Here is a 26,997-nt window from a genome sequence, read left to right on the forward strand (position 1 = left end):
ACCCTGTGGCCCATGCGGGTGAACGGCGCGCCGGGGCCGGGTGATGCCGGAGAGCCGTGGTGCACCGGGAGGGCGGAGGGATCACGCGTCGGGAGGCCGGAGGGGCCGTGTGCCGGACGAACGGCCCCCGGGCGTCACGCCGTTTCGGGCGGGGTGAGCAGGGCCAGGGCGGCGAGGTGGCCGTCGAGCACGGGCAGGTCGACGAGGTGAAGGCCGGGGATCCGGGCCGGGCGGGCGGCGGTGCCCGCGTACGGTTCGGCGGCGCCCCGCGCCAGGCCCGTGCCCGAGGCCTTGAGCGCGGCCTCCTTCCGGGTCCAGCAGCGGGCGAACGCGGCCGGCCGGGCGGCGGCCGGGAGGGCGTCCAGCTCCGCCCGCTCGCGCGGGTGGAGGGCGCCCGTCATGTCCCGCACCAGGCCGGCCTCCGGGACCGCCTCGACGTCCACGCCGACCGGCACCGGGGCGACCGCCACCAGGACCCGGTCCCCCGCGTGGGAGAGCGAGAAGTGCGCGGCGTCGTGGCCCCGGAGGTACGGCTTGCCGTGCGGGCCGCCGCAGCCGGCGCACGGCCGGCGGAGCAGGACGAGCCGCCCGGGGGGCTCGCCCACGTGACGGCCCAGGACCAGCCGGAGCAGCGCGTGGGCGACCCGGTGCCGGTCCGCGTCCGCCGGGAACCGGAAGCGGGCGGCCCGGGCGCGCTCCTCGTCGTCCAGCACGGACGTGAGCGCGCGGGCCGGGCCCGCGGCCTCCGACACGCGGGCCGTCACCACTCCCGGGTGGCCCGGGACCTCCTCGTAGCGCACGGCGGGTCAGAACACCCGGTCGGTCGTCGTGACGACGGCGCAGCGGCCCGCCGCCCACTCCAGGGCCATCCGGTGCTCGCGCTCGGAGAAGTCGGCCACGGCGTCCGCGACGACGAAGGCCCGGATGTCGCTCATCCACGCGTCGCAGGCCGTCATCAGGACCCCGATGTGCGCGTACACGCCCGTGACCACGAGCTGGTCGCGGCCCTGCTCGCGCAGCAGCTCCAGGAGGTCGGTGCGGACGAAGGCGCTGTACTTCCACTTGGTGAGGCGGATGTCGCCGGGCTCGGGCGCGACGGCGTCCGCGATGGCCACGGCGTGCGGGTCGTCCGGGACGCCGGGGCCCCAGAAGTCCTGCTGGAGGCCGCGCTGCTCGGGCGTCTGCCCGCCGGGCTGGGCGGTGTAGACGACGGGCACGCCGAGCCGGGCGGCCTCCTTGCGGAGCCGGTTCAGATTGGCGAGCAGCGCGGTGAGCGGCTCCGCCTCCGCGTCGAACGGGGTGAGGAAGTGGTTCTGGAGGTCGTGCACGAGGAGCACGGCGCGGTCCGGGTCGACGGTCCAGTCCACCCGGTTGGCCGGCAGGTCGTCGGGGCGGGGCATCGGGTAGGGCGGGACGGCGGGGAGGCTCATGACGGTCCGTTTCGAGGAGGGTGGGGCGGGGGGGTGCGGGAGGCGGTCGGTCAGGCGCCCGCGCTCTCCGCGCGGAGGTCCTTCTTGGAGATCTTGCCGACGCCCGTCGTCGGGAAGGCGTCGACGAAGACGATCCGGTCGGGGACCTTGTAGGCGGCGAGCCCGCGCTCCCGCACGAAGCGCTTGAGCACCAGTGCCTTGACCTCCTCCGCGCCCTGGCGGCGGATCACGTACGCGCAGCTGCGCTCGCCGAGGTACGGGTCGGGCTCGGCCACCACGTTGGCGTCGTGCACCGAGGGGTGGGCCAGGAGGTGGTTCTCGACCTCCTCGGCCGCGATCTTCTCGCCGCCGCGGTTGATCTGGTCCTTGGCGCGCCCCTCGACCACCAGGTGGCCGCTCGGGGTGAGCCGGACGAGGTCGCCGGTCCGGTAGAAGCCGTCCTCGGTGAACGCGCGGGCGTTGTGCTCCGGCGCGTTCCAGTAGCCGCGGATCGTGTACGGCCCCCGGGTCAGCAGGTGGCCGGTGGTGCCGACCGGCAGGTCCTCGTCCTCGTCGTCGACGACCCTGATCTCGTCGTCGGGGGAGATCGGCCTGCCCTGGGTGGTGACGACCGTCTCCGGGTCGTCGTCGAGCCGGGTGTAGCAGACCAGGCCCTCGGCCATCCCGAAGACCTGCTGGAGGGTGCAGCCCAGGGCGGGCCGGACCCGGCGGGCCGCCTCGTCGGAGAGCTTCGCGCCGCCGACCAGGAGCACGTCGAGGGTGGAGAGGTCGTACGCGGAGCCGGGGGCGGCGTCGATCCAGGCGAGCGCGAGCGGCGGCACGAGGCCGGTGATGGTCACGCCCTCGTCCCGGATCAGCGGGAACGCCACGTCGGGGGCCGGCTGCGGGCACATGACGACCCGCCCGCCCGCGTACAGGGTGCCCAGCGAACCGGGCGAGGAGAGCGGGAAGTTGTGGGCGGCGGGCAGCGCGCACAGGTACACGCTGTCCTCGTCGAGCGCGCAGATCTCGGCGGAGCCGCGCAGTGAGTACACGTAGTCGTCGTGCGTCCGGGGGATCAGCTTGGGCACGCCGGTGCTGCCGCCGGAGAGCTGGAGGAACGCCGTCTCGGAGGGGTCGCGGTCGGGCAGGTCGACGGGCTCGGCCGGGACGTCGGCCAGCGCCTCGAAGGCCCCGGCGTCCCCGCCGACGACGAAGACGTGCCGCAGCTCGGGGGAGCGGGCGAGGACCGTGGTCGCCAGGGCGCGGTGGTCGAAGCCGCCGTGGACGTCGGGGATCACGTAGGCGGCGGCCCCGGTGAAGGAGCAGAAGTAGGAGATCTCCGACTCGCGGTGCGCGGGCAGCGCGAAGACGGGGAGCGCGCCGAGGCGGAAGAGCGCGAAGACCACTTCGAGGAACTCGGCGACGTTGGGGAGCTGGACGACGACCTTGTCGCCGGCGCCGATGCCCCGGGCCGCGAGGCCGGCCGCGAGCCGGTCGGCGCGCAGGTCGAGTTCGGCGTAGGTCCAGGCGCGCCGGGCGCCGCCGGGGCCCGCGTGGTCGACGACGGCGACGCGGTCGGGGTGGGCCTCGGCCCGGGTGCGGAGCATCGTCCCGAAGGTGACGCCCTCCCACCAGCCGGCCGCCCGGTACCGCTCGGCGAACTCCGCCGGCCAGGTGGGGGCGGTGTACGGGACGTCCCCGGACGGCTCGTCGAGGGACGCGGGACGGGTCGGGGCGGTCACAGCTCGGCTCCCACGGCGTGCAGGAAGGTGCGGAACTTCGCGGCGGTCTCGGCGGTCTCGTCCTCCGGCACCGACGCGGCGACGACGCCGGCACCCGCGTACAGGCGCAGGGTGCGCTCCTCGGCCTCGGCGCAGCGGATGGTGACGACCCATTCGCCGTTGCCGTCCGCGTCGCCCCAGCCGACGATGCCGGTGAAGAAGCCGCGGTCGAAGGGCTCGGTCTCCCGGATGACCTCGCGGGCCAGCGGCGTCGGGGTGCCGCAGACCGCCGGGGTCGGGTGGAGCGAGGAGGCGATCTCCAGGGCCGACACCTCGGGGTGGGCCAGGGTGCCGGTGACCGTGGTGGAGAGGTGCCACATGGCGGCGGTGCGGATCAGCGACGGCCGGGCGGGCACGTCGATGGAGGAGCAGTACGGGGCCATCGCCTGGTGCACGGCGTCGACGACGACCGCGTGCTCGTGCAGGTCCTTGGCGGACTCCAGGAGGGCCGCCGCGCGCCGCACGTCCTCGGCGAGGTCGTCGCTGCGAGGGGTGGAGCCGGCCAGCGGGTTGGAGACGAGCTGGTTGCCGCGCCGGGACACCAGGAGTTCGGGGCTGGCCCCGAGCAGGGTGCGGCCGGGGTGGGTGGGCAGCGCGAAGGTGTAGCCGCAGGGGTCGCGGCGGGCGAGCCGGCGGAGCATGGCGGCGATGTCCAGCTCGTCGGGGCCGGTGACCTCCAGGGTGCGGGCGAGCACCACCTTGCTGAACTCGCCCTTCCACATGCGGTCGACGGCGGCGGCGACGCCCTTGGCGTACGTCTCCGGCTCCGGGTGCGGGCGGACGGTCCAGGCGCCGGCGCGGGGCGCGTCGGCGGGCAGCGCGACGAGCGGGTCGGAGGCGAGGGCCGGTCCGGTGCGGACCGTCTCGGGCACGACGAGCGCGGCCGGGGCGTCCTGGTCGAAGGGGATGGCGCCCATCACGACGGGGGCGGCGTGGCGTCCGGCGCGGGCCTCGGCGAGGGCGTCGGCCACCCGCTCGGCGATCGGGTCGGTGCCGTGCGGGACCTCGGCCAGCACGCCGTGGGCGAGCAGGGTCCGGGTGGGCGTGGCGAGGAAGCGGTCGCCGGCGCGGAAGGCGTCGAGCAGTCCGGTGGCGGCGCCGACGGCCGAGGACGTGGGGGCGGAGCGGACGGGCGCGGCGAGCGGCGCGGGGGAGGGGGAGGGTATGGAGGCGGACGCGGGCGGGTGCGCGGCGACCTGGGGGACCGTCGACACGGGTGGGCTCCTTGGTTCGGTGAGGTGGGTGGGCGGCGCGGACTCCCGGGCCGGGGTCCGCGCCGCGCGGGCCGTCAGCGCAGGGTGGCGCCGCCGTCGACGTAGAGGTCCTGCATGGTGATGTGGCGGGCCCGGTCGGAGGCGAGGAAGACGACCGCCTCCGCGATGTCCTCCGGCTGGGCGATGCGGCGCAGGGGTATGCCGGTGCGGTGGGCGGCGAGATCGCCGTCGAGGACGCTGTCGGGGACGGAGTCGCCGGCCCAGAGCGAGCGCTGCATCGGCGTGTCGGTGGAACCGGGACAGACGGCGTTGCAGCGCACGCCCCGGGCGGCCACCTCCAGGCCCAGACACTTGGTGAAGGCCACGGCGGCCGCCTTGGAGGCGGCGTACACGCTCATGTCCGCGCGGGGCACGCCCGCGGCGTTGGAGGCGACCGTCACCACGGAGCCGGAGCCCCGGTCGGCCATGCCGGCGACGACGGCGCGGGACAGGTGGAAGACCCCGGTCGTGTTGACCGCGAAGACGTCCGCCCAGTCGCGGTCCGTCGTCTCGACGGCCGGACCGGTCCGCAGCACCCCGGCGACGTTCACCAGGATTTCCACGGGGCCGAGTTCGCGCGAGACGCGCTCCACGGTCTCCGTCACGTCGTCCGCCGAGGTGACGTCGAGCCGGTACGGGACGACCGGCCCGGCGGCCGGGTCCGCGCCGGTGTCCTCGGACAGCCGGGCGACGCTGCGCTTCAGCTCCTGGTCCGAGCGGTCGGTGGCCGCGACGGTGGCCCCGCGCGCGGAGAGGGCGCGCACCACCGCCTCGCCGATGCCCTGGGCGGCGCCGGTGACCAGCGCCACACGGCCCGCGAACTCGCCGCGCGAGCCGATACCGTGGGGGCCGGTACCGCCGCCGGTGCCGTCCGGCCCGTTTCCGCCCGGTCCGGGTCTGCCCGGTCCGTTGATATCCGTCACGATCTCTCCTCGTACTTAGGTAAGCCTAGCCTAAGTCTCATCGGTTGCCCATCGGTTCCCGGGGGTCGTTCAAAGGCGTTCGCGCTCCGGAGCCTGCCGAACGGACCCCGCCCGTACGGGAACCGGGCGCTTCCCGGCGGCGGCGCGCAGCGCCCCGTCCAGGAGCGGACCGATCTCCGCCAGCGCCTCCGGAGCCATCAGCTCGTCGTGGCCTCGGTCCAGGACGTGCTCGGTGAACTCCCCCGACACGTGCGCCGGCCACACCGTGCCCGGCGCGTCCTCCGGCGCGGTCGTGCGCGAGGCCGTGAAGAACAGCACGTCGCCGTCGAAGTGACGGGTCGTGCTGCGCGAGAGCAGCCGCACGCAGTGCACGTTGGTGTCCACGATCGCCCGCAGCAGCTCCTCGTCGAACCCGGCGAGCAGGCCCTGGCTGTCCCGGATCGCCGCGACGGCCTCCTCCCGCGTCACCCCGCCGCGCCCGGACTCCTCCGCGCCCAGGCCCGCCACCGAGAGCAGGAAGCCGTTCTCCTCCCGCTCCAGGCGCTCGCGCCAGTCCGGCCCGTCCAGGTACGACCAGTCGTCCCGCTCCGGCGGATAGGCGTCGAGCAGCGCCAGGAAGGCGACCTCCTCACCCCGCTCCCGGAGCATCGACGCCAGCGTGTGCGCCACCGTCCCGCCGAAGGAATAGCCCGCGAAGTGGTACGGACCCTCCGGCTGCACCTCCCGGATCGCGGTCAGGTACAGCTCGGCGAGCTCCGCCACGTCGGCCGCGTCCGGCAGCGCCCCGGCCAGACCCGGCGACTGCACGCCGTACAGCGGCCGGTCCGCGTCCAGGTGGCGCAGCAGACCCGTGTACTGCCAGCTGAACCCGGACGCCGGGTGGAAGCAGAACAGCGGCTCCTTCGTGCCCCGTTCGCGCAGCGGCAGCAGCACCCGCAGCGCGTCCCGGCGCGAGTCCGAACCGATCCGGGCCGCCACGTCCGCGACCGTCGGCGCCGACATCACCGTGCCCACCTGCACCGGCACGCCCAGCTCGTCGCGGATGCGCCCCACGAGCCGCATCGCGAGCAGCGAATGCCCGCCCAGCTCGAAGAAGTTGTCCTCCACGCCGACCCGCTCCAGACCGAGCACGTCCGCGAAGATCCCGCAGAGTAGCTCCTCGCGGGCGTCCTTCGGCGGCCGGCCGCCGCCCGCGTCCGCGAACACCGGGGCGGGCAGCGCGGCCCGGTCCACCTTGCCGTTCACCGTCAGCGGCAGCGCCGCCAGTTCGACGAACGCCGACGGCACCATGAACTCCGGAAGCGTCGCCGACAGCAGGGCGCGCAGCGCCGCCGTCTCCGCCTCCGGGTCGGTGCGGACCGCGTCCGAGGCGGGCACGGTGTACGCCACGAGCCGCTTCACGCCGTTCGCCCCGGTGTGCACGACCACCGCGGCGGCGGCCACTCCGGGAGCGGCGGCGAGCGCCGACTCGATCTCGCCCAGCTCGATCCGGAAGCCGCGGATCTTCACCTGGTGGTCGGCCCGGCCCAGGTAGTCGATCTGCCCGTCCTCGCGCCAGCGCACCAGGTCGCCCGTGCGGTACATCAGCGTGCCCGGCTCACCGAACGGGTCGGCCACGAACCGCTCCGCCGTCAGCGCCGGCCGCGCGAAGTAGCCCCGGGCCAGACCCGCGCCCGCCAGGTACAGCTCGCCCGGCACCCCGCGCGGCACCGGCCGCAGCGCGCTGTCGAGCACGTAGGCGCGGGTGTTGAAGATCGGGCGGCCCACGCAGGAGGAGACGCTCATCTCCACGTCGGCGCCCAGCGCGTTGATCGTGTACTCGGTGGGCCCGTACAGGTTGTAGCCCATCGTGCCCTCGGTCTCCTCCAGGAGCGACCAGAGGGAGTCCGGCACGGCCTCGCCGCCGAGCAGGACGAGCGCCGGACGGTGCCGGTCCGCGTCGAGCAGGCCCGCGTCGACCAGCTGCTGCCCGTACGACGGGGTGACGTTGACGACGTCGATGCCGACCCGGTCGTAGTGCGCCGTCAGGGCCGCCGGGTCGAGCCGCAGCTCCTCGCCGATGACGTGCACCTCGTGCCCGTCGACCAGCCAGAAGAACTCCTCCCACGACATGTCGAACGCGAACGACACCGTGTGCGCGACCCGCATCCGGCGCCCGCCCGCCAGCTTCACCGCCGGGTCGAAGATCCGCTCCCGGTGGTTGAGCAGCATGTTGACCAGACCCGAGCCCGGCACCACCACGCCCTTGGGGCGGCCGGTCGAACCCGAGGTGTAGATCAGGTACGCCGGGTGGCGCCCGTCGCGCGGCTCGGTCAGCTCCTCCTCCGCGACCGGACCGCCGGACAGCGCCGCCAGTTCGGCGACCACCGCCGGGTCGTCCAGGGCGAGCGGCGGCACGCCGTCCACCACCGGGACCCGGCCCCGTACGGCGTCCACGGTGACCAGGCAGACCGGCACCGCGTCCTCGACCATCGCGGCCAGGCGGTCCACCGGGTGGTCCAGGTCCAGCGGCAGATACGCCGCCCCCGCCTTGAGCACCGCGAACAGCGCGACCACGAAGTCCGCCGAGCGCGGCAGCCCGAGGGCCACCGTCCGCTCCGGACCGGCCCCGCGCGCGATCAGCGCCCGCGCGAGCCGGTTGGCCCGCTCGTCGAGCTCCGCGTAGGTCAGCCGCTCGTCCTCGAAGACCAGGGCCGTGGCCTCCGGGGTCCGCGCCGCCTGCCGGGCGAACAGGTCCACCAGCGGCACGTCCGGCACGTCGTGCCCGGTGTCGTCGCCCAGCGCGAGCAGCGCGTTCCGCTCGGCGGACTCCAGGGTCCGCAGCCGGCCCACCGGCGTCGCCCCGCCCGCCGCGAACTGCTCCACGAGCAGCCGCAGCCGACCCGCGAGCCGCTCGGCGGTCTCCCGGTCGTACAGGTCCGGCCGGTACGCCAGGCTCAGTTCGAGCGAGCGCTCCGGCGTGACCGCCAGGGTCAGCGGGTAGTGCGTGCCGTCGACGCTGTGCGTCCAGCCGATCTGGTGCCGCTCCACCGCCTCCTCGCGCGCCGCGTCGTCCAGCGGCGTGTTCCGGAACACGTACAGCGTGTCGAAGAGCTGCCCGATCCCCGTGCCCTGCTGGATCGGGCCGAGCCCCAGGTAGTGGTGCGGCAGCAGGTCCGCGTGCTCGCCCTGCATCCGTACGAGCAGGTCCCGCAGCGTCTCCGAGGGACGCAGCGTCACCCGGAACGGCAGCGTGTTCATGAACATGCCGATCATCTGGTCGACGCCCGGCACGTCCGCCGGACGGCCCGAGACCGTCGCGCCGAACACCACGTCGTCCCGCCCGGTCATCCCGGACAGGGACAGCGCCCAGGCCGCCGAGAGGACCGTGTTCAGGGTGACGCCGGAGCCCCGCGCGAACGACCGCAGCCGGTCGCTGACCTCCTCGCCGAGCGCGATGTCCACCACCTCGGCGGTCACCGGCTGCCGCGTCGGGTCGGCCGGCGCGACCAGCGTCGCCTGGTCCAGGCCCGACAGGTGGTCGCGCCAGGCGGCCCGCGCCGCCTCCCGGTCGGTGCCCGCCAGCCAGCGCAGGTACTCCCGGTACGGCGTGACCGGCGGCAGGATCTCCTCGCGCCCGCCCGCCCCGTACAGCGCGAACAGCTCCTCGAAGAACAGCGACTCCGACCAGCCGTCGGTGAGGATGTGGTGCTGCGTCACGCACAGCATCCAGCGGTCCTCGGCGAACTTCAGCAGCGTCACGCGCATCAGCGGCGGCGCCGACAGGTCGAACCGGGTCGCCGCGTCCGCCAGCGAGAACTCCCGCTGCGCCTCGTCCTGCGCGGCCCGGTCGAGCCCCGTCAGGTCGCGGACCTCCCACGGCAGTTCCCACGCGGCCGGGACCACCTGCACCGGGCCCGGCAGGCCCTCGTGCCAGAACGCCGAGCGCAGGTTCGGGTGGCGGCGCAGCATCGCGTCGAACGCCGAGCGCAGCGCGGCCGTGTCCACGGCGTGCCGCAGCTCCACGAAGTTCTGCATCAGGTAGACGTCGAGCGCCCGGTCGTCGTACTGGGCGTGGAAGTACAGGCCCTCCTGGAGCGGAGCCAGCGGCAGCACCTCCTCGGCACCCGGGAACACCTGCTCCAGGACCGCCCGGCCGGACGCGTCGAGCTCCACAAGCGGGGCGTCCGCGTCCGGCGCCGCCGTGGCCGCCGCCTTCTTCTCCGGCGTCCGGGCCGCGAGCGCGAGCGCCGCGACCGTCCGCCGCTCGAACACGTCGCGCGGGGAGAGCACCAGGCCCTCCTTGCGGGCCCGGGTCACCAGCTGGATGGAGACGATGCTGTCGCCGCCCAGGGCGAAGAAGTCGTCGTCCACGCCCACCGAAGCGAGCCCCAGGACGTCGGTGAAGACCCGGCACAGGGCCTCCTCGCGCTCCCCGCTCGGCGCCCGCGACCCCTCGGAGCCGCCGAACACCGGCGCGGGCAGCGCCGCCCGGTCCAGCTTGCCGTTCACCGTGAACGGCAGCGCGTCCAGGACCACGACCGCCGCCGGAACCATGTAGTCCGGCAGGCTCACGGCCAGCTCCTCGCGGACCGCCACCGGGTCGGCCGTGCCCGTCACATAGCCGACAAGCCGCTTCACCCCCGGCGTGTCCTCGCGGACCACCACGGCCGCCGCGCCGACCCCGCCGACCGCCGCGAGCGCGGACTCGACCTCGCCCAGCTCGATCCGGAAGCCCCGGATCTTCACCTGGTCGTCGGCCCGGCCCAGATACTCGATCTCCCCGTCGGCGCGCAGCCGCGCCAGGTCGCCCGTGCGGTACATCCGCGACCCCGGGGCGCCGTACGGGTCGGCCACGAACCGCTCCGCCGTCAGCGCGAACCGGCCCAGGTAGCCGCGCGCGATGCCGTGCCCCGCGAGGTACAGCTCGCCCGTCGCCCCGGCCGGCACCGGCCGCAGCGCCGAATCGAGGAGGTACGCGCGCGTGTTGCCGATCGGCCGGCCCACCACCGGGGTGGCCGAGGCCGCCAGGTCCGCCGCGAGCGCGTCCACCGTGTACTCGGTCGGGCCGTACAGGTTCACCGACATCACACCGGTCGCCGTCCGCACCGCCGACCACAGCGCCTCCGGCACTGCCTCGCCGCCGAGCAGCAGCAGCGCCGGACGGTGCGCGGCCGGGTCCAGGAGGCCCTGGTCGAGCAGGCCGAGCGCGTACGTCGGGGTGACGTCCATCGTCTCGATCCGGTGCTCCCGCACGTACGACACGACGAACTCGGCGTCCCGGCGGCCCGTCTCGTCCAGGACGTGCAGCTCGTGCCCGGCGACCAGCCAGAACAGCTGCTCCCAGGAGGTGTCGAAGCTGAACGACGCCGTGTGCAGGGCGCGCAGCCTTCGGCCGCCGGTCGCCTCGACCACCGGACCGAAGACGTCCGCGACGTGGTTCGCGTACAGGTTGGACAGACCGCCGTGGGTGAGGACGACGCCCTTGGGGCGACCGGTCGAGCCGGACGTGTAGATGACGTACGCCGGGTGCCCGTCCGCGACGGCCGGGGAGGTGAACTCCGCCGGGGCCGCGGCCAGGGCGGCGGCCGTCTCCGGCGCGTCCAGGACGATCCGCTCCGGACCGTCGCCGGCCTCCGGCAGCAGCTCCAGACCGCGCGCGGTGGTCACCACGCACACCGGACGCGCGTCGTCGACCATCAGACCGAGCCGCTCCGCCGGGTAGTCCAGGTCCAGCGGCAGGTACGCGCCGCCTGCCTTCAGGACGGCGAGGATCGCCACGACCGTCTCCGCCGAGCGCGGCACGGCGAGCGCCACCACCGACTCGGGGCCCACGCCCCGCCCGGCGAGCAGCGACGCGAGCCGCGCGGCCCGCGCGTCGACCTCCGCGAAGGTGAGCGACTCCCCGCCGCACACCACCGCGACCTCGTCGGGGGTACGGGCCGCCCGCTCCGCGAACACGTCCGCGACCGTGCCCGCCGGCACGTCCCGCACCGTCCCCGGCCAGCTCCCGCGCACCCGCGCCGACTCGGCCTCCGGCAGCAGGGGCAGCGCCCCGACCGCCGTGCCGGGCTCCTCCGCGATCCGGTCCAGGACGTGGGCCAGCCGGTCCGCGATCAGACCCGCGCGCCGGTCGTTGAAGACGTCCGGGCGGTACTCCAGGCGCAGCAGCGCCCGCTCGTCCAGCGACACCGCGAGGGTCAGCGGGTAGTGGGTGGCGTCCTCCGCCTCGACCCCGGTCACCCGCACCCCGGCGGCGACGGTCTCGCGCGCCGCCGGGTCCACCGGGTAGTTCTCGATGACGACGAGGGTGTCGAACAGCTCGCCCGCGTCGCTCTGCTTGCGGATGAGGCGCAGCCCCAGGTGGTGGTGGGCCAGGAGGGCGTTCTGCTCGTCGCGGAAGCGGCGCAGCAGCCCCTCGACGGTCTCCTCGTTGCGGACCGAGAGCCGCACCGGCACGGTCGTGATGAACAGGCCGAGCATCGACTCGACACCGGGTATCTCGTCCGGACGGCCCGACACGGTCAGACCGAACAGCACGTCGCGACGGCCCGTCAGACCGCCCACGAGCAGGCCCCAGGCGCACTGGATCAGGGTGCTGGGCGTGGTGCCGAGGCGCCGGGCCGCCGCCGTCAGACGGGCGGTGGCCTCCTCCGACAGCTCCAGGGACCGCACGCCCGGCCGCACCGGGGTGCGCGCCGGGTCGGGCTCCGCGACCAGCGTCGCCTCCTCGACCCCGGCCAGCGCGTCGCGCCAGGCGGCCTCGGCGGCCGGCGCGTCCTGCTCCTTCAGCCACTTCAGATAGGCGCGGTACGGGCGCACCGGCGGCAGCCCCGAGGCGTCCCCGTCCGCCGCGTACAGGGCGAGCAGATCGCCCACGAGCAGCGGCATCGACCAGCCGTCGACCAGGATGTGGTGGACCGTGATCACCAGGCGGTGGTCGTCCTCGCCCACCCGGGCGAGGACCAGGCGCAGCAGCGGCGGCCGGTGCAGCTGGAAGCGGCGGGCCAGCTCGGCCCGGCGCAGCCCGGCGAGCCGGTCCTCCACCGAAGCACCCGAAGCACCCGAAGCACCCGACGCGCCGGACGAGCCCGCGCCGCCGGTCTCCGTCAGGTCCACCCGCTCCAGTGCGAAGGGAACCTCCGCCGGCACGAACTGCACCGGCTGCGGCACCCCCTCGTGCCAGAAGCCGGCCCGCAGGTTCGGGTGCCGGCGCAGCAGCGCCGCGGCCGCCCGCTCCAGGCGGGCGGCATCGACGGGGCCCGCGAGCGCCACCGACACCTGCACGGTGTACACGTCGGCCGCCCCGTCGTCGTAGACGGAGTGGAACAGCATGCCCTGCTGAAGGGGGGACAGCGGCAGCATGTCCTCGATACGAGCCTGCGTCACTGCTGGGCCCTCCACATTTCTTCGAGCATGGTGATCTGGTTCTGGTCGAGGTCGAGCAGGTCGAGGTCGGACGGGGTGTGGCCGGCGGTGACCCCGCCCGCGGCCCAGGCGGCGAGCGCGTCGAGGGCGGCCGTCCAGCCGTCCGCGAGCGCCGCGACCGTGTCCTGCGACAGGGCGTCGCCCGCCCACAGGAAGGAGGCGGCCAGCTCCGGCCCGTCCGGGCCCTGCTCCACCTCCGCGTCCACCTGGAGGGGGTACGCGAGCGGGGCGTCCGGCTCCGGGCCGACGGCGAGCGCGTCGGCCTCCTCGGCCGGGCCCCACGCGGACTGCCGGGCGGCGGTCTGCCGGCCCAGGTAGTTCCACAGGATCTCCGGGCGGTCCTCCGGGTCGAACAGACCGGCGGTGGCGGCGTTGGCGTACCGCAGCAGCCCGGCGCCGACGCCGCCGTCCGGGACCCCGCGGATCCGCTCCTTGATCTCCTTCAGGGCCGCCCCCGCGTCCTGCGTCCCGCCCACGACCGCACGCGCGTCGTAGGAGTCCGCCGTGAGCCGCAGCGGGTACACGCCGGTCAGCCAGCCGACCGTACGGGTCAGGTCGGCGCCCGGGACGAGGTCCTGCTCCCGCCCGTGGCCCTCCAGCTCCACGGTCAGGCCGTTCGCCGGCTTCCCGTGCCGGGCCGCCCAGTCGCCCGCGGCGAGCGCGAGCGCGGTGAGCAGCGTGTCGTTGACCGTGCCGTGGAAGGCCTGCGGCACGGCGGTCAGGAGCGGTTCGGTGCGCTCGGCGGAGAGCCGCACGGTGAGCCGCCGCGCGGTCGCCACCGTGTCCCGCGCCGGGTCGAGGGCACGGTCCGTCAGGAGCCGCCCGCCGGTCGCGGACTCGGTGAGCCACCGATCCAGCTCGGCGGTCCGGCGCGCGCTCTGCGCCTCGGCGAGCAGCCCCGCCGTCCAGGTGCGCAGCGCCGTCGGCACGGCGTCGAGGGCGGGCGTCCGCCCCTCCGCCGCCGCCTCGCACGCGGCCCGCAGGTCCGGCAGCAGGATCTGCCACGACACCTCGTCCACCACCAGGTGGTGGGCGACGAGCAGCAGCCTGCCCGGCTCGCCGGGACCGGCGTCGAAGCGCACGGCCCGCACGGTCCGCCCGGACTCCGGGTCCACCTCGTCCGCCGCCCGGTCCGACTCGCGGGAGACCAGCTCCCGCAGGGCCTCCGCGTCGAGCCCGGCCGCGTCCACCGTCCGCAGCACCGAGGCCGCCTCCAGCGAGCCGACCGGGGCGACCTCGGCGCTCCACACCCCGGGCCGCGCCACGGTCAGCACCTGCCGCAGACCGTCGTGCCGGTCCAGGACCGCCTGGAGCGCGGTCTCCAGGTCCGCGTGCCGCACCCCGGCGGGCAGCAGCACCAGACGGGCCTGGCAGAACCGGCGGTACGCGCCGCCGCGCCCCGCGAACCAGTGCGCCACCGGAGGCAGGACCAGCGGGCCCGTCGCCTGCTCGGCCGGACGCTCCGGCGCCTTGCCCGCCGGGGCGGCGGGCGCGGCGACGGCCGCCAGACCGGCCGGCGTCGGGTGCTGGAACACCTGACGGGCCGTCACCGTGAACCCGGCCTTGCGGGCCTGGCTGACGTACCGGATGGAGACGATGCTGTCGCCGCCCAGCTCGAAGAAGTTGTCGTCGGGACCCACGGCGGGCAGCCCCAGGACCTCGGCCATGAGCCGCGCGAGCAGCTCGGCAGGCGTCTCGGACGCGGCGGCCGGGACGGCCGCCGTCGGTGCCGTCGCGGGGCGGGGCTCCGGCGGCACCGGCAGGGCGCGCCGGTCCAGCTTGCCGTTCGGGGAGAGCGGCACGGACGGGATCTCCAGGATCACGGCCGGGACCATGTACTCGGGGAGCCGCGTCGCCGCGTGCGCCCGCAGCGCGTCCGGGTCCAGCGGCCCGTCGCCCGCCGGGACGGCGTAGGCGACGAGCCTGCGCACGCCCGGCCGGTCCTCGCGGACCACCGAGACGGCACGGGCCACCCCGGGAGCCCCGGAGAGCACCGCGTCGATCTCGCCCAGCTCGATCCGCAGGCCGCGCAGCTTGACCTGGTCGTCGGTGCGGCCGAGGTACTGGATCCGGCCGTCGTCGTGGCGGACGACCAGGTCACCGGTCCGGTACATGCGGGAGCCGGCGGGGCCGTACGGGTCGGCGACGAATCGTTCCGCCGTCAGGTCGGGGCGGGAGAGGTAGCCGCGGGCGAGCTGGACGCCCGCGAGGTAGAGCTCACCGGGGACGCCGACCGGTACCGGCCGCAGCCGGTGGTCCAGGACGTGGACGCGGGTGTTCCACACGGGGGAGCCGATGGAGGCCGAGGCCGCCGTCGAGCCCGGGAGGGCGGTGGCGGCGGTGACGTCCACCGCGGCCTCGGTGGGCCCGTAGAGGTTCTCCAGGGCGACCGCGCGGCCCCCGGCGGAGGAGTGGAACCGGTCCACCAGGTCCGTCGGCAGGGCCTCGCCGCTGCACACCACGAGCCGCAGGCTCGGGCAGTCCACGACCTCCACCCCCGCGACGAACGCGGCCAGCATCGACGGCACGAAGTGCAGCACGCTGACCCGCCGTTCGCGGATCACCTCGGCCAGGTACTCCGGGTCCTTGTGCCCGTCCGGCCGCGCGACGACGAGCGGCACGCCCTGCGTCACCGGCCAGAACAGCTCCCAGACGGAGACGTCGAAGGTGGTCGGCGTCTTCTGGAGGACCCGGTCGGCGGGCGTGAGCCCGTACGCGCCCTGCATCCACTGGAGGCGGTTGACGATGGCCTCGTGCTCGACCATGACGCCCTTGGGGCGTCCGGTGGAGCCGGAGGTGAAGATGACGTACGCCGGGTGGCGGGGAAGCAGCGGAGCCGAGCGGTCCGCGTCCGTCACCGCGTGCGCGTCCGCGCCGGTCCACTCCGCCGCCACGGCGGCCGAGTCGAGCACGATCCGCTCCGCCGCGAGCCCCGCCGGAAGGTCCGGCGCCGAGGCCGCGTCGGTGAGGACGGCGACCGGCCGGGCCGTCTCGCACATGTGGGCGAGGCGGTCGGCGGGCAGGGTGAGGTCGAGCGGCAGGTAGGCGCCACCGGCCCGCACGACGGCGTGGATCGCGATCAGCAGGTCGAGCGAGCGGGGCAGGGCCACGGCGACGACCGACTCCGGTCCCACGCCCCGGCCGATGAGCAGCCGGGCGAGGCGGTTGACCCGTGCGTCGAACTCGCTGCGGGACAGCTCCTCGTCCTCGAAGACCAGCGCCGGACCCTCGGCCTTCGCCGCGCCCGCCGCCACCAGGTCCGCCAGCGTCCGTGGGCCGTCCACGACCCGGTCGGTCGCGTTCCACCCCTCCAGGGCGTGCCGCTCGTCCCCGTCCATCAGGTCCAGGGAGGAGACCGGGGCGCCCGGGTCGGCCGCCACGGCGTCCAGGAGGCGGACGAGCCGCTCCACGAGCCGCTCGGCGCCCGGCCGGCCGAAGAGGTCGGTCGCGTACCGCAGACCGCCCTCGATCCGCCCGTCGTCCTCCGAGCCGCCGAACGCGAACTCCAGGTCGACCTTCGACCCGCCGATCTCCACCGGCAGTTCGCGGGCCGCGACCCCGAAGAGCGAGGAGACCTCGGTGGACACCGAGTGGTAGGTCACCATCGCCTGGAACAGCGGGTTGCGGGCCTGCGAGCGGGCCGCGCCCACCGCCTCCGCCACCGCTTCGAGCGGCAGGTCGGCGTGGGCGAAGCCCGCGAGCCCGGCGTCCCGCACCCGGTCGACCAGCTCGGCGAACGTCGGCTCGCCCGACACGTCCGCGCGCAGCACGAGCGTGTTCAGGAAGAAGCCCACGAGTCCGTCGAGCTGCTCGTCGCCGCGCCCGGAGACCGGGGCGCCGAGGGGGATGTCGTCCCCGGCGCCGAGCCGGTGGAGCAGGGCCGCGACGGCCGCGTGCACCACCATGAACATCGTCGCGCCGGAGTCGCGGGCGATCCGGGCCAGCCCGGCGCCCGTCGCGGCGGACACGTCGAACGGGACCACGTCGCCGCCGTGCGTCGGCGTCGCCGGACGCGGGGTGTCGGTGAACAGCCCCAGCTCCTCCGGAACCCCGGCCAGCGCCTCCCGCCAGTACGCGGCCTGGCGCGCCGCCGCCGAGTCCGAATCCTCGGCGTCACCGAGGAGTTCGCGCTGCCAGAGGGCGTAGTCGGCGTACTGGACGGGGAGTTCGGGGAACTCGGGGGCCCGGCCGGCGGCACGGGCCGCGTAGGCGGTGTCCAGGTCGGTGAGGAGCGGTCCGGTGGACCACTCGTCGGTCGCGATGTGGTGCAGCAGCACCACCAGCACGTGCTCCTCGTCGGACGCGCTGAGCAGCGTCACCCGCACCGGGATCTCCCGGGCCAGGTCGAAGACGTGCCGGGAGGCGGCCTCCGCCTCGGCGGCCAGGACGTCGGCGCGGACGCGGCGCACCACGAACGGCACCTGCGCCTCGCCGGACGCCAGGATGCGCTGGTACGGCTCGCCGTCGGCCTCCGCGAACACGGTCCGCAGCACCTCGTGCCGCGCCACCACGTCCTCCACGGCGGCCCGCACGGCACCCGCGTCCACGGGCCCGTCGAGACGGACCGCGAAGGGCACGTTGTACGCGGTCCCCGGACCCCGCACGCTGTCGAAGAGCCACAGGCGCCGCTGGGCGTACGAGAGCGGCAGCCGCTCCGGCCGCACGGCGGGGGCGAGGGCGGGCCGCGCGGAGGCGGTCCGCTCCGCGAGCCGGGCCGCGAGCGCCGCGACCGTCCGCGCCTCGAACACGTCCCGCACCGAGCACTCCACGCCGAGCGCGGACCGCATCCGGCTCGCCGCGCGGGCCGCGAGCAGGGAGTGGCCGCCGAGGTCGAAGAAGTCGTCCTCGACCCCGGCCGTCTCCAGACCGAGCACGGCCGCGACGATCCCGAGCAGGATCTCCTCACGCGCGTCCCTCGGCGCCCGCGAGGGCCCGGCGACGGCGTCCGGCGGCACGGGCAGGGCCCGGCGATCGAGCTTGCCGTTGGGGGAGAGGGGAACGGCCGGGATCTCCAGGAACACGTTCGGGACCATGTACTCCGGCAGGCGGGAGGCCGCGTGGGCGCGCACCGCGTCCACGGGGACCGGCCCGTCGCCGGCGGCGACGACGTACCCCACGAGCCGCTGCACGCCGGGCCGGTCCTCGCGGACCAGCGTCACCGCGTGCGCCACGCCGGGGGCGGAGGCCACGACTGCGTCGATCTCGCCGAGCTCGATGCGCAGGCCGCGCAGCTTGACCTGGTCGTCGGTGCGGCCGAGGTACTGGATCCGGCCGTCCGCGTGGCGGACGACGAGGTCGCCCGTGCGGTACATGCGGGAGCCGGCGGGGCCGTACGGGTCGGCGACGAATCGTTCCGCCGTCAGGTCGGGACGGGAGAGGTAGCCGCGGGCGAGCTGGACTCCGGCGAGGTAGAACTCGCCGGGCACGCCGACCGGGACCGGCTGGAGGCGCCCGTCCAGGACGTGGACGCGGGTGTTCCAGACCGGGGAGCCGATGGAGGCCGAGGCCGTGGTGGCACCCGGGAGGGCGGTGGCGGCGGTGACGTCGACGGCGGCCTCGGTGGGCCCGTAGAGGTTCTCCAGGGCGACCGCGCGGCCCCCGGCGGAGGCGTGGAACCGGTCCACCAGGCCGGTGGGCAGGGCCTCGCCGCTGCACACGACCAGGCGCAGGCCCGGGCAGTCCGCCACGTCCACCGAGTCCAGGAACGCCTGGAACATCGACGGCACGAAGTGCAGCACGCTGACGCGCCGCTCGCGGATCAGCTCCGCGAGGTACTCCGGGTCCCGGTGCCCCTCGGGCCGGGCGACGACCAGCGGCACGCCCTGGGCGAGCGGCCAGAACAGCTCCCAGACGGAGACGTCGAACGTCGTCGGGGTCTTCTGGAGGACCCGGTCGGACGGGGTCAGCCGGTACGTGTCCTCCATCCAGGCCAGACGGTTGACGATGGCCTCGTGCTCGACCATGACGCCCTTGGGGCGTCCGGTGGAGCCGGAGGTGAAGATGACGTACGCCGGGTGGCGCGGCAGCAGCGGAGCCGAACGGTCCGCGTCCGTGATCACGGCGTCGGCCAGGCCGTCCAGCTCCGCGCGCACCTCGGGCGCGTCCAGGACCACCGGCTCGGCCTCCACGCCGTCCGGCAGCGCGCCCAGCGACGGAAGGTCGGTCAGGACGCACAGCGGACGCGCGGTGTCCGTCATGTGGGTGAGGCGGTCGGCGGGCAGGGTGAGGTCGAGCGGCAGGTAGGCGCCACCGGCCCGTACGACGGCGTGGATGGCGACAAGGAGGTCGAGCGAGCGGGGCAGGGCCACGGCGACGACCGACTCCGGTCCCACGCCCCGGCCGATGAGCAGCCGGGCGAGCCGGTTGACGCGTGCGTCGAACTCGCTGCGGGACAGCTCCTCGTCCTCGAAGACCAGCGCGGGGCCCTCCGCCTTCTCGGCGCCCGCCGCGACCAGGTCCGCGAGGGTGCGCGGACCGTCCACGACGCGGTCGGTCGCGTTCCACTCCTCCAGGACCCGTCGCCGCTCGTCCCCGTCCATCAGCGCGGCCGAGGACACGGGCGCGTCGGGCGCGGCCGCCACGGCGTCCAGGAGGCGGACGAGCCGCTCCGTCAGGCGTTCGGCGCCCGCGCGCTCGAACAGGTCGGTCGCGTAGCGCACGCCGCAGGTCATGCCGGCGCCGCCCGCGTCCTGCGTACGCCGGAACAGGATCTCCAGGTCGAACTTGGCCGCGCCGCCCCGCACCGGGAACTCCCCGGCGTCCGTGCCGAGCAGCCGGGACAGGTCCGGGCCGCCGCCCTCGTACGCCACCATCGTCTGGAACAGCGGGTGGCGGGCGAGCGAGCGGACCGGGGCGACCGCCTCCACGACGGCGTCGAAGGGCAGGTCGGCGTGGTCGAGGACCGCGAGGCCCGCCGTACGGGCGCGGTCGAGCAGCTCGGTGAAGGACGGGTCGCCGGACAGGTCGGTGCGCAGGACGGCCGTGTTGACGAAGAAGCCCACGAGCCCGTCGAGGGCGCTGTCGCCGCGTCCCGCGACCGGGGTGCCGAGGGGGATGTCGTCCCCGGCGCCGAGCCGGTGGAGCAGGGCCGCGACGGCCGCGTGCACCACCATGAACATCGTCGCGCCGGAGTCCGCCGCCAGCCGGTCGAGCCGGGCCACCAGGTCGGCCGGGAGCTCGGCCGTGACGGTGTCGCCGCGGTGGGTCGGGACGGCGGGCCGGGGCCGGTCGGCGGGCAGCGCCAGCTCCTCCGGCAGCCCGGCGAGGGCACCCCGCCAGAAGGCGGACTGGCGGGCGGCCAGGGAGGAGTCGTCCGCCGCGTCGCCCAGGAGCTCGCGCTGCCAGAGGGCGTAGTCGGCGTACTGGACGGGGAGTTCGGGGAACTCGGGGGTCCGGCCCGCGAGGCGGGCGGTGTAGGCGGTGTCCAGGTCGGTCAGGAGCGGTCCGGTGGACCACTCGTCGGTCGCGATGTGGTGCAGCAGCACCACGAGGACGTGCTCGTCGTCGGACGCGCCGAACAGCGTGACCCGCAGGGGGAGTTCGTCCTCCAGGCCCAGGGGCTCCGCGACCGCCGCCTCCACCGCGTCCGCGAGCGCCTCCGGGGCCACCTCGCGGACCGTGAACGGCACCCGGGTCTCGCCGGGCGCCAGGATCCGCTGGTACGGCTCGCCGTCGGCCTCCGCGAACACGGTCCGCAGCACCTCGTGGCGCGCCACCAGGTCCCCGAACGCGGCGCGCAGGGCGTCGGCGTCGGGCCGCTCCCGCAGCCGCAGGGCCAGCGGGACGGTGTACGTGGAGCTCGCGCCGTCCATGTCGTACTGGAACCACAGGCGCCGCTGGGCGTACGAGAGCGGCAGCCGCTCGGGTCGTGCGGCGGGGGCGAGGGCGGGCCGCGCGGAGGCGGTCCGCTCCGCGAGCCGGGCCGCGAGGGCCGCGACCGTACGGGCCTCGAACACGTCCCGCACCGAGCAGGCGCGGCCCGCCGCCCGCACCCGGGCCACCAGGCGCGTCGCGAGCAGGGAGTGGCCGCCGAGCGCGAAGAAGTCGTCCTCGGCGCCGACCGACGCGAGGCCCAGGACCTCCGCGAACGCCTCCGCGAGGCGCTCCTCCGTCTCGCCGCGCGGGGCGCGGGACGGCGCGGCGGCCGTCACGGCGGGCGCGGGCAGGGCGGTGCGGTCCAGCTTGCCGTTGACGTTCACCGGCAGGACGTCCAGGGCGACGACCGCCGCCGGGACCATGTACTCGGGCAGGCGCCCGGCGACCTCGCGGCGCACCGCGTCCGGGTCGGCGCCGCCGGTCGTGTACGCCACCAGGCGCGGCACGCCCGGGACGTCCTCGCGGACCAGGACGGCGGCCGAGGCGACGCCCTCGCAGGCCGTCAGCTCGGCCTCGATCTCACCGAGTTCGACGCGGAAGCCGCGGATCTTGACCTGGTCGTCGGTGCGGCCGAGGAACTCGATCAGGCCGTCGGCGCGGCGGCGCGCCAGGTCGCCCGTGCGGTACATGCGGGAGCCGGCGGGGCCGTACGGGTCGGCCGTGAACCGCTCGGAGGTGAGCACGGCACGGCCCAGGTAGCCGCGGGCGTTCTGGACGCCCGCGAGGTACAGCTCACCGGGCACGCCGGGCGGCACCGGCCGCAGCCGGGCGTCCAGGACGTGCGCCCGGGTGTTGTCGAGCGGGCGGCCCACCACGGGGGACTCGCAGTCGGTGACCCGGGCGACCAGGGCGTCCACCGTGAACTCGGTGGGACCGTAGTAGTTGACCGTCTCCACGCCGGGGACCGCGCGCAGCTCCGTCCACAGGGCGGGCGGCACGGCCTCGCCGCCGAGCAGGAACAGCGGGGGCCGGTGGTCGCCGGTGAGCAGGCCCGCGTCGAGCAGGTGGCGGCCGTACGACGGGGTGACGTCGAGCGCGTCGATCCGCGCCTCCCGCACGTGGGCGACGACGGCGTCCGCGTCGCGGCGCCCGTACTCGTCGAGGACGTGCAGCTCGTGGCCCGCGATCAGCCATAGCAGCTGCTCCCACGAGGAGTCGAAGGAGAACGAGGCGGTGTGCAGGGCCCGCACGCGCCGCCCGAGGCGCTCCGCGACCGGGCGGTAGAGCTGCCGCTCGTGGTCCCGGTACAGGTTCGTCAGACCGGCGTGGTGCAGGCCGACGCCCTTGGGACGGCCGGTGGAGCCGGAGGTGTAGATGACGTACGCCAGGTCGTCCGGCCGCGGCGCGCGGGGCGCCGGGCCCTCGGAGGCGGCCAGCCGGTCCTGGACCGCCGGGTCGTCCAGGACGAGCCGGGCCGCGCCGTTCGCGTCCGGGACCCGCCCGTCCACGGCCCGGGTGGTGACGACGCAGACGGGCGCGGCGTCGCCCAGCATGTACGCCAGGCGCTCCTCCGGGTGGTCCAGGTCGAGCGGCAGGTAGGCGCCGCCGGCCGTGAGGACGGCGAAGGCGGCGACGACGGACTCGGCCGAGCGGGGCACGGCGAGCGCCACGACGGCGTCCGGGCCGACGCCCTCCCCGGCGAGCAGCAGCGCGAGCCGGTTGACCCGGTCGTCGAGCTCGGCGAAGGTGAGGCGCTCCTCGCCGCAGACCAGGGCGGTCGCGTCGGGCGTCGCCGCGACGCGCTCGGCCAGGATCTCCACGACCGTGGCGTCCGGGTGGTCCACGGCGGTGTCGTTCCACCGCTCCAGGAGCGCCCGCTCCTCCTCGGAGCGCAGCTCGTACGCGGAGACCGGGGCCTCCGGGTCCGTGACGGCCTGCTCCAGGAGGCCGAGCAGCCGGACGGCGAACGCGTCGGCCGTGGCCCGGTCGTACAGGGCGGACGAGTAGAAGACCTCCAGGTCCAGTTCGTCGCCGTGGGCGCTGTCGGAGAAGGTGACGTCGAGGTCGAACTTGGTGACGCCCGGGTCGGTGCGGTCCACGGCCGCGTCCAGGCCGAACAGGGCGCGCACGTCCTGGGTGACGGTGCTGTGCGACACCATGGTCTGGAAGAGCGGGTGCCGGGTGAGGGAGCGCTCCGGGTTGACCGCCTCCACCACCGCGTCGAACGGCAGGTCGGCGTGGTCGAGCGCGGCCAGGTCGGTGCCGCGCACCCGCTCCAGGAGGGCGGCGAACGTCGGGTCGCCGGACAGGTCGGCGCGCAGCACCACCGTGTTCACGAAGAAGCCGACGAGACCGTCCAGGGCCGGGTCGGACCGGCCCGCGACCGGGCTGCCGAGCGGGATGTCGTCGCCCGCGCCGAGCCGGTGGAGCAGGGTGGCGACGGCCGCGTGGACGACCATGAAGACGCTGGTGCCGGACTCGCGGGCCAGGCGGCGGATGCCGGAGGCGAGGGCGGCGGGCACCTCGTGGTGCACCATGCCGCCCGCGTTGTCGGGCTCGGCGGGCCGGGGCCGGTCGGCGGGCGGGGTCGCCTCGGCCGGAAGGCCGGCGAGCGCCTCGCGCCAGTGCGCGGCCTGCCGGGCGGCGGGGGACTCCGGGTCGGCCGGGTCGCCCAGGGCCTCGCGCTGCCAGAGCGCGAAGTCGGCGTACTGCACCGGCAGCGGGGCGAACTCCGGGGCCTCGCCCCGGAGCCGGGCCGCGTAGGCGTGTTCGAGGCCGTTCAGGAACGGGCCCATCGACCACTCGTCGCTGGCGATGTGGTGGAGCAGCACCACCAGGGCGTCGGCGCCGCGCTCGGCGTCGCGGACCAGGGTGACCCGCACCGGGGCCTCGGCCGACAGGTCGAAGAGGTGGCCGAGGGCCGCGTCCACGGCCGCGTCGACGCGGTCCGGGGCGGTCTCCTCCACGCGCAGCCGCACCCCGGCGTCGGCCGGGGGCAGGATCCGCTGGTACGGCTCGCCGTCGTGCTCCGCGAAGACCGTGCGCAGCGTCTCGTGCCGGGCCACCACGTCCCCGAGGGCCGCGTCCAGGGCGGCGGGGTCCAGGAGCGTGCCGAACCGGGCCACGAACGGGATGTTGTACGTGGCGCTGGGGCCTTCGAGCTGGTGCAGGAACCAGAGCCGGTGCTGCGCGTCGGACAGCGGAAGCGTCGCGGGCCGCTCCCCGGCGGTGAGCGCCGGACGGGCGCCCGACGCGGTGCGGGCGGCGAGCCGCTCGGCCAGGGCCGCGGGCGTACGGGCCTCGAACACGTCCCGCACGCCGCAGTCGGCGCCGAGCGCGGTGCGCAGCCGGGCGGCGACGCGGGCGGCGAGCAGCGAGTGCCCGCCGAGGTCGAAGAAGTCGTCGTCGGGGCCGGCCGAGGCCAGCTCCAGGACGTCCGCGTACGCCCCGGCGACGATCTCCTCGCGGGCGTCGCGAGGGGTCCGGCCGGCGGTCGCGGCGGACCCGGCCAGGTCGGGCGCGGGCAGCGAACGCCGGTCCACCTTGCCGTTGGCGGTGAGCGGGAAGGAGTCCAGGACCACCACGGCCGACGGCACCATGTGCGCGGGCAGGCGCTCGCCCACGGCCGCGCGCAGCCCGGCCGCGTCCGGGGCGGAGCCGCCCGCGCCGGTGACGTAGCCGACCAGGAGCGGGGAGCCGGGTATGTCCTCGCGGACCACGACCACGGCCCGGTCCACCTCCGGACGGTCCGTCAGGGCGGTCTCGATCTCGCCGAGTTCGATGCGGAAGCCGCGCACCTTCACCTGGTCGTCGGCGCGGCCCAGGAAGTCGATGACGCCGTCGGGGCGGCGGCGCACCAGGTCGCCGGTGCGGTACATGCGGGAGCCGGCCGGGCCGTACGGGTCGGCCGTGAACCGCTCGGAGGTGAGCGCCGGGCGGCCGAGGTAGCCGCGCGCGAGCTGGTCGCCCGACAGGTACAGCTCGCCGGGGCGGCCGTGCGGGACGGGGCGGAGCGCGGAGTCGAGGACGTGGGCGCGGGTGTTCCAGAACGGCAGGCCGATGTCCGGGGCGCCGGTGTGCGCGGGGGAGAGAACCGAGGACGTGGCCCAGACGGTCACCTCGGTCGGCCCGTACACGTTGGTGACCGAGGCGGCCGTGCGGGCCAGGCGTTCGGCGAGGGCGGCGGGCAGCGCCTCGCCGCCGACGAGGACCTTGGTCCGGGCGAGCGCGCTCGGGGCGCCCTCCTCCAGGAGGGCGTGCCACAGCGACGGCGTCGCCTGCATCACGGTCGGCCGGTGGGCCTCGACCAGGGCGGCGAGCGCCGCCGGGTCGCGGACGGTGTCGCGGCCCGCGAGGACCACCGCCGCGCCGCTGATCAGCGGGACGTGGATCTCCAGGGCGGCGATGTCGAAGGAGACCGTGGTGACGGCGACGAGCCCGTCGCCGGGCTCCATGGCCAGCTCGTGGGCCTGCATGCGCAGGAAGTTGGCGAGCGCGGAGTGCGGGATCACCACGCCCTTGGGGCGGCCGGTGGAGCCGGAGGTGTGGATGACGTACGCCGGGTGGTCGCCGTCCGGGAGAGGCAGGGCCGCAGTGGGCTCGGCCGTGGGGTCGGCGAGATCCGCCAGGGCGGACAGGGCGTCGGGGGAGTCCAGGACGAGGGTCTCGGTGCCGGGCACGTCGGGGGCGTCGGGCGCGGCGGCCAGGGTGGTGAGGACGCACACCGGGCGGGCGTCCTCGACCATGAACTCCAGGCGTTCGGCCGGGTATTCGAGGTCGAGCGGCAGATAGGCGCCGCCGGCTCTGAGCACGGCGAGCAGGGCCACGATCAGGTCGGCGCCGCGCGGCAGGGCGATGCCGACGAACCGCTCGGGTCCGACGCCGCGCGCGGCGAGGAGGCGGGCCAGCCGGTCGACGCGGGCGTCGAGTTCCGCGTACGTGAGCTCCTCGTCGCCCGCGACGAGCGCGACGGCCTCGGGGTGCTCCCGCGCCTGGGCGGCGAAGGCCTCGACGACGGTGCCGGGCGCGATCGCGCGGGCGGTCGCGGCGGCCTGCCCGGCGAGCGTCTCCAGGAGAGCGCCGTCGAGGAGGTCGGGGCGGCCCACGGGGGTGCCGGGGCCGGCGGTCACGGCCTCGGTGAGGAAGTGGACGAACTCGGCGCAGCGGGCGTTCAGGCCCTCGGCGTCGTAGGCGAGCGGGTTGGCGTCGAGCTCGAAGGCGATCCGGCCGGCGGCCGTGTCGTGGCGGACGGCCAGGGTGAGGTCGTCGACCGGTCCGGCGGCCACGTTGTGCACGGTGCCGGGGGCGCCGGCGAAGTCGAGGGCGTTGTCGAAGGCCTTGACGTTGACCATCGGGCCGAGCGGGCCCCGGTCGCGGCCGACGAGGCCGAGGTCTCGGCGGATGTCCTCGGCGCGGTAGCGCTGGTGGCGGCGCAGGTCGCGGACGCCGGCGGCGACCTCGGCGACCAGTTCGGCCAGGGGGAGGTCCGGGCGGACCGCGACCCGCAGCGGCAGCACGTTGACCACCATCGCCGGGACGGAGAGGGAGGCCGAGCCCAGGCGGGCCATCGCGGGCAGCGAGAGCAGGACGTCCCGCTCGCCGGTCGAGCGGTGCAGGAAGGCGGCGAAGGCGGCCGTCACGACGTCCGCCCAGGTGGCCTTGGCGGCGCGGGCGAGCGCGAACACCCCGGCGGTGGCCTCGGGGTCGAGCGCGGCCGAGGCGCGCAGGAAGTCGGGGGCGGCCGGGAAGGAGGCGCCGGCCAGCGGCTCGTGGTCGCCCCGGTCCGCGAGCCGGTCCAGCCAGTACGCGCGGTCGGCGGCGTACCGCTCGCCGTCCCGGTAGGCGGCCTCCTCGTCGACGACGGCGGACAGCGGGCCGAACGGCGAGGGGGCGGGCTCCTCGCCGTTCGCGAGCGCCGTGTAGACCTCGGCGGTGCGGCGGGACAGGAGCGAGAAGCCGTAGGCGTCGAGCGCGATGTGGTGGACGCGCTGGTACCAGAGCGTGCGGTCCGGGGCGACCCGGTGCAGGGCGAAGCCGAACAGCGGCGCGGTGGCCGGGTCGGCGGGCGCGGCCATGTCGGCGCGCATCGCGGCGAGCGCGGCGGCCTCCGGGTCCGGGGCGCCGAGGTGGTCCACGACCTCGACGACGGGCCCGGCCGGGGGCGCGTCGGCGAGGAACTGGGCGGGCTGCCCGTTCTCGTCCTCCTCGAAGCGGACGGTGAGCGCCTCGCACTCCCCGACGACCCGGCGCAGGGCCGTCGCGAAGAGGCCGGTGTCGAGCGCGCCGTCGACGGCGACGTACTGCCCGACGTTGTAGACCGGGGAGTCGGGGTCGAGCCGCTGGCCGTACCAGACTCCGGTCTGGGCCCCGGTCAGGGCGAGGCGTCGCAGAGCACGCTCGGTCATGG

Annotated in this window: 7 protein-coding genes; all 7 read right to left on the reverse strand. The window is 75.8% G+C overall.

What is annotated here, in order from left to right; genetic code table 11:
- Nucleotides 1-134: 134 nt before the first annotated feature.
- Nucleotides 135-800 carry a 4'-phosphopantetheinyl transferase superfamily protein gene (locus tag AB0398_RS07050; RefSeq protein ID WP_366372825.1) on the reverse strand — a complete coding sequence of 222 codons (666 nt, stop codon included), beginning with the start codon at nt 798-800 and terminating at the stop codon, nt 135-137.
- A 6-nt stretch (nt 801-806) separates the two neighbouring features.
- A complete protein-coding gene (locus tag AB0398_RS07055; protein WP_366372826.1) occupies nt 807-1,430 on the reverse strand; it encodes an isochorismatase family protein in 624 nt (207 codons plus the stop codon).
- 50 nt (nt 1,431-1,480) lie between these two features.
- Nucleotides 1,481-3,154 (reverse strand): (2,3-dihydroxybenzoyl)adenylate synthase, encoded by a 1,674-nt coding sequence (locus AB0398_RS07060; protein WP_366372827.1) that lies wholly within the window; start codon nt 3,152-3,154, stop codon nt 1,481-1,483.
- Nucleotides 3,151-4,359 (reverse strand): isochorismate synthase DhbC, encoded by a 1,209-nt coding sequence (gene dhbC, locus AB0398_RS07065; RefSeq protein WP_366373020.1) that lies wholly within the window; start codon nt 4,357-4,359, stop codon nt 3,151-3,153. The genes AB0398_RS07060 and dhbC overlap by 4 nt, the downstream gene beginning before the upstream one ends.
- Before the next feature lie 122 nt (nt 4,360-4,481).
- Nucleotides 4,482-5,285 carry a 2,3-dihydro-2,3-dihydroxybenzoate dehydrogenase gene (locus AB0398_RS07070; RefSeq protein WP_366373021.1) on the reverse strand — a complete coding sequence of 268 codons (804 nt, stop codon included), beginning with the start codon at nt 5,283-5,285 and terminating at the stop codon, nt 4,482-4,484.
- A 153-nt stretch (nt 5,286-5,438) separates the two neighbouring features.
- The gene (locus AB0398_RS07075; protein ID WP_366372828.1) at nt 5,439-12,737 is read right to left on the reverse strand and encodes an amino acid adenylation domain-containing protein; all 7,299 of its coding nucleotides are present in this window, start codon (nt 12,735-12,737) and stop codon (nt 5,439-5,441) included.
- Nucleotides 12,734-26,995: an amino acid adenylation domain-containing protein gene (locus tag AB0398_RS07080; RefSeq protein WP_366372829.1), complete on the reverse strand. Its 14,262-nt coding sequence runs from the start codon at nt 26,993-26,995 to the stop codon at nt 12,734-12,736. The genes AB0398_RS07075 and AB0398_RS07080 overlap by 4 nt, the downstream gene beginning before the upstream one ends.
- Nucleotides 26,996-26,997 lie beyond the last annotated feature (2 nt).

The sequence above is a fragment of the Streptomyces sp. NPDC086147 genome (assembly GCF_040702165.1).
Lineage (GTDB): Bacteria > Actinomycetota > Actinomycetes > Streptomycetales > Streptomycetaceae > Streptomyces.

Coding starts and splice junctions, on each gene's coding strand:
- AB0398_RS07055 (WP_366372826.1), bottom strand. CDS start 1,430: ATGAGCCTCCCCGCCGTCCCGCCCTACCCGATGCCCCGCCCCGACGAC.
- AB0398_RS07080 (WP_366372829.1), bottom strand. CDS start 26,995: ATGACCGAGCGTGCTCTGCGACGCCTCGCCCTGACCGGGGCCCAGACC.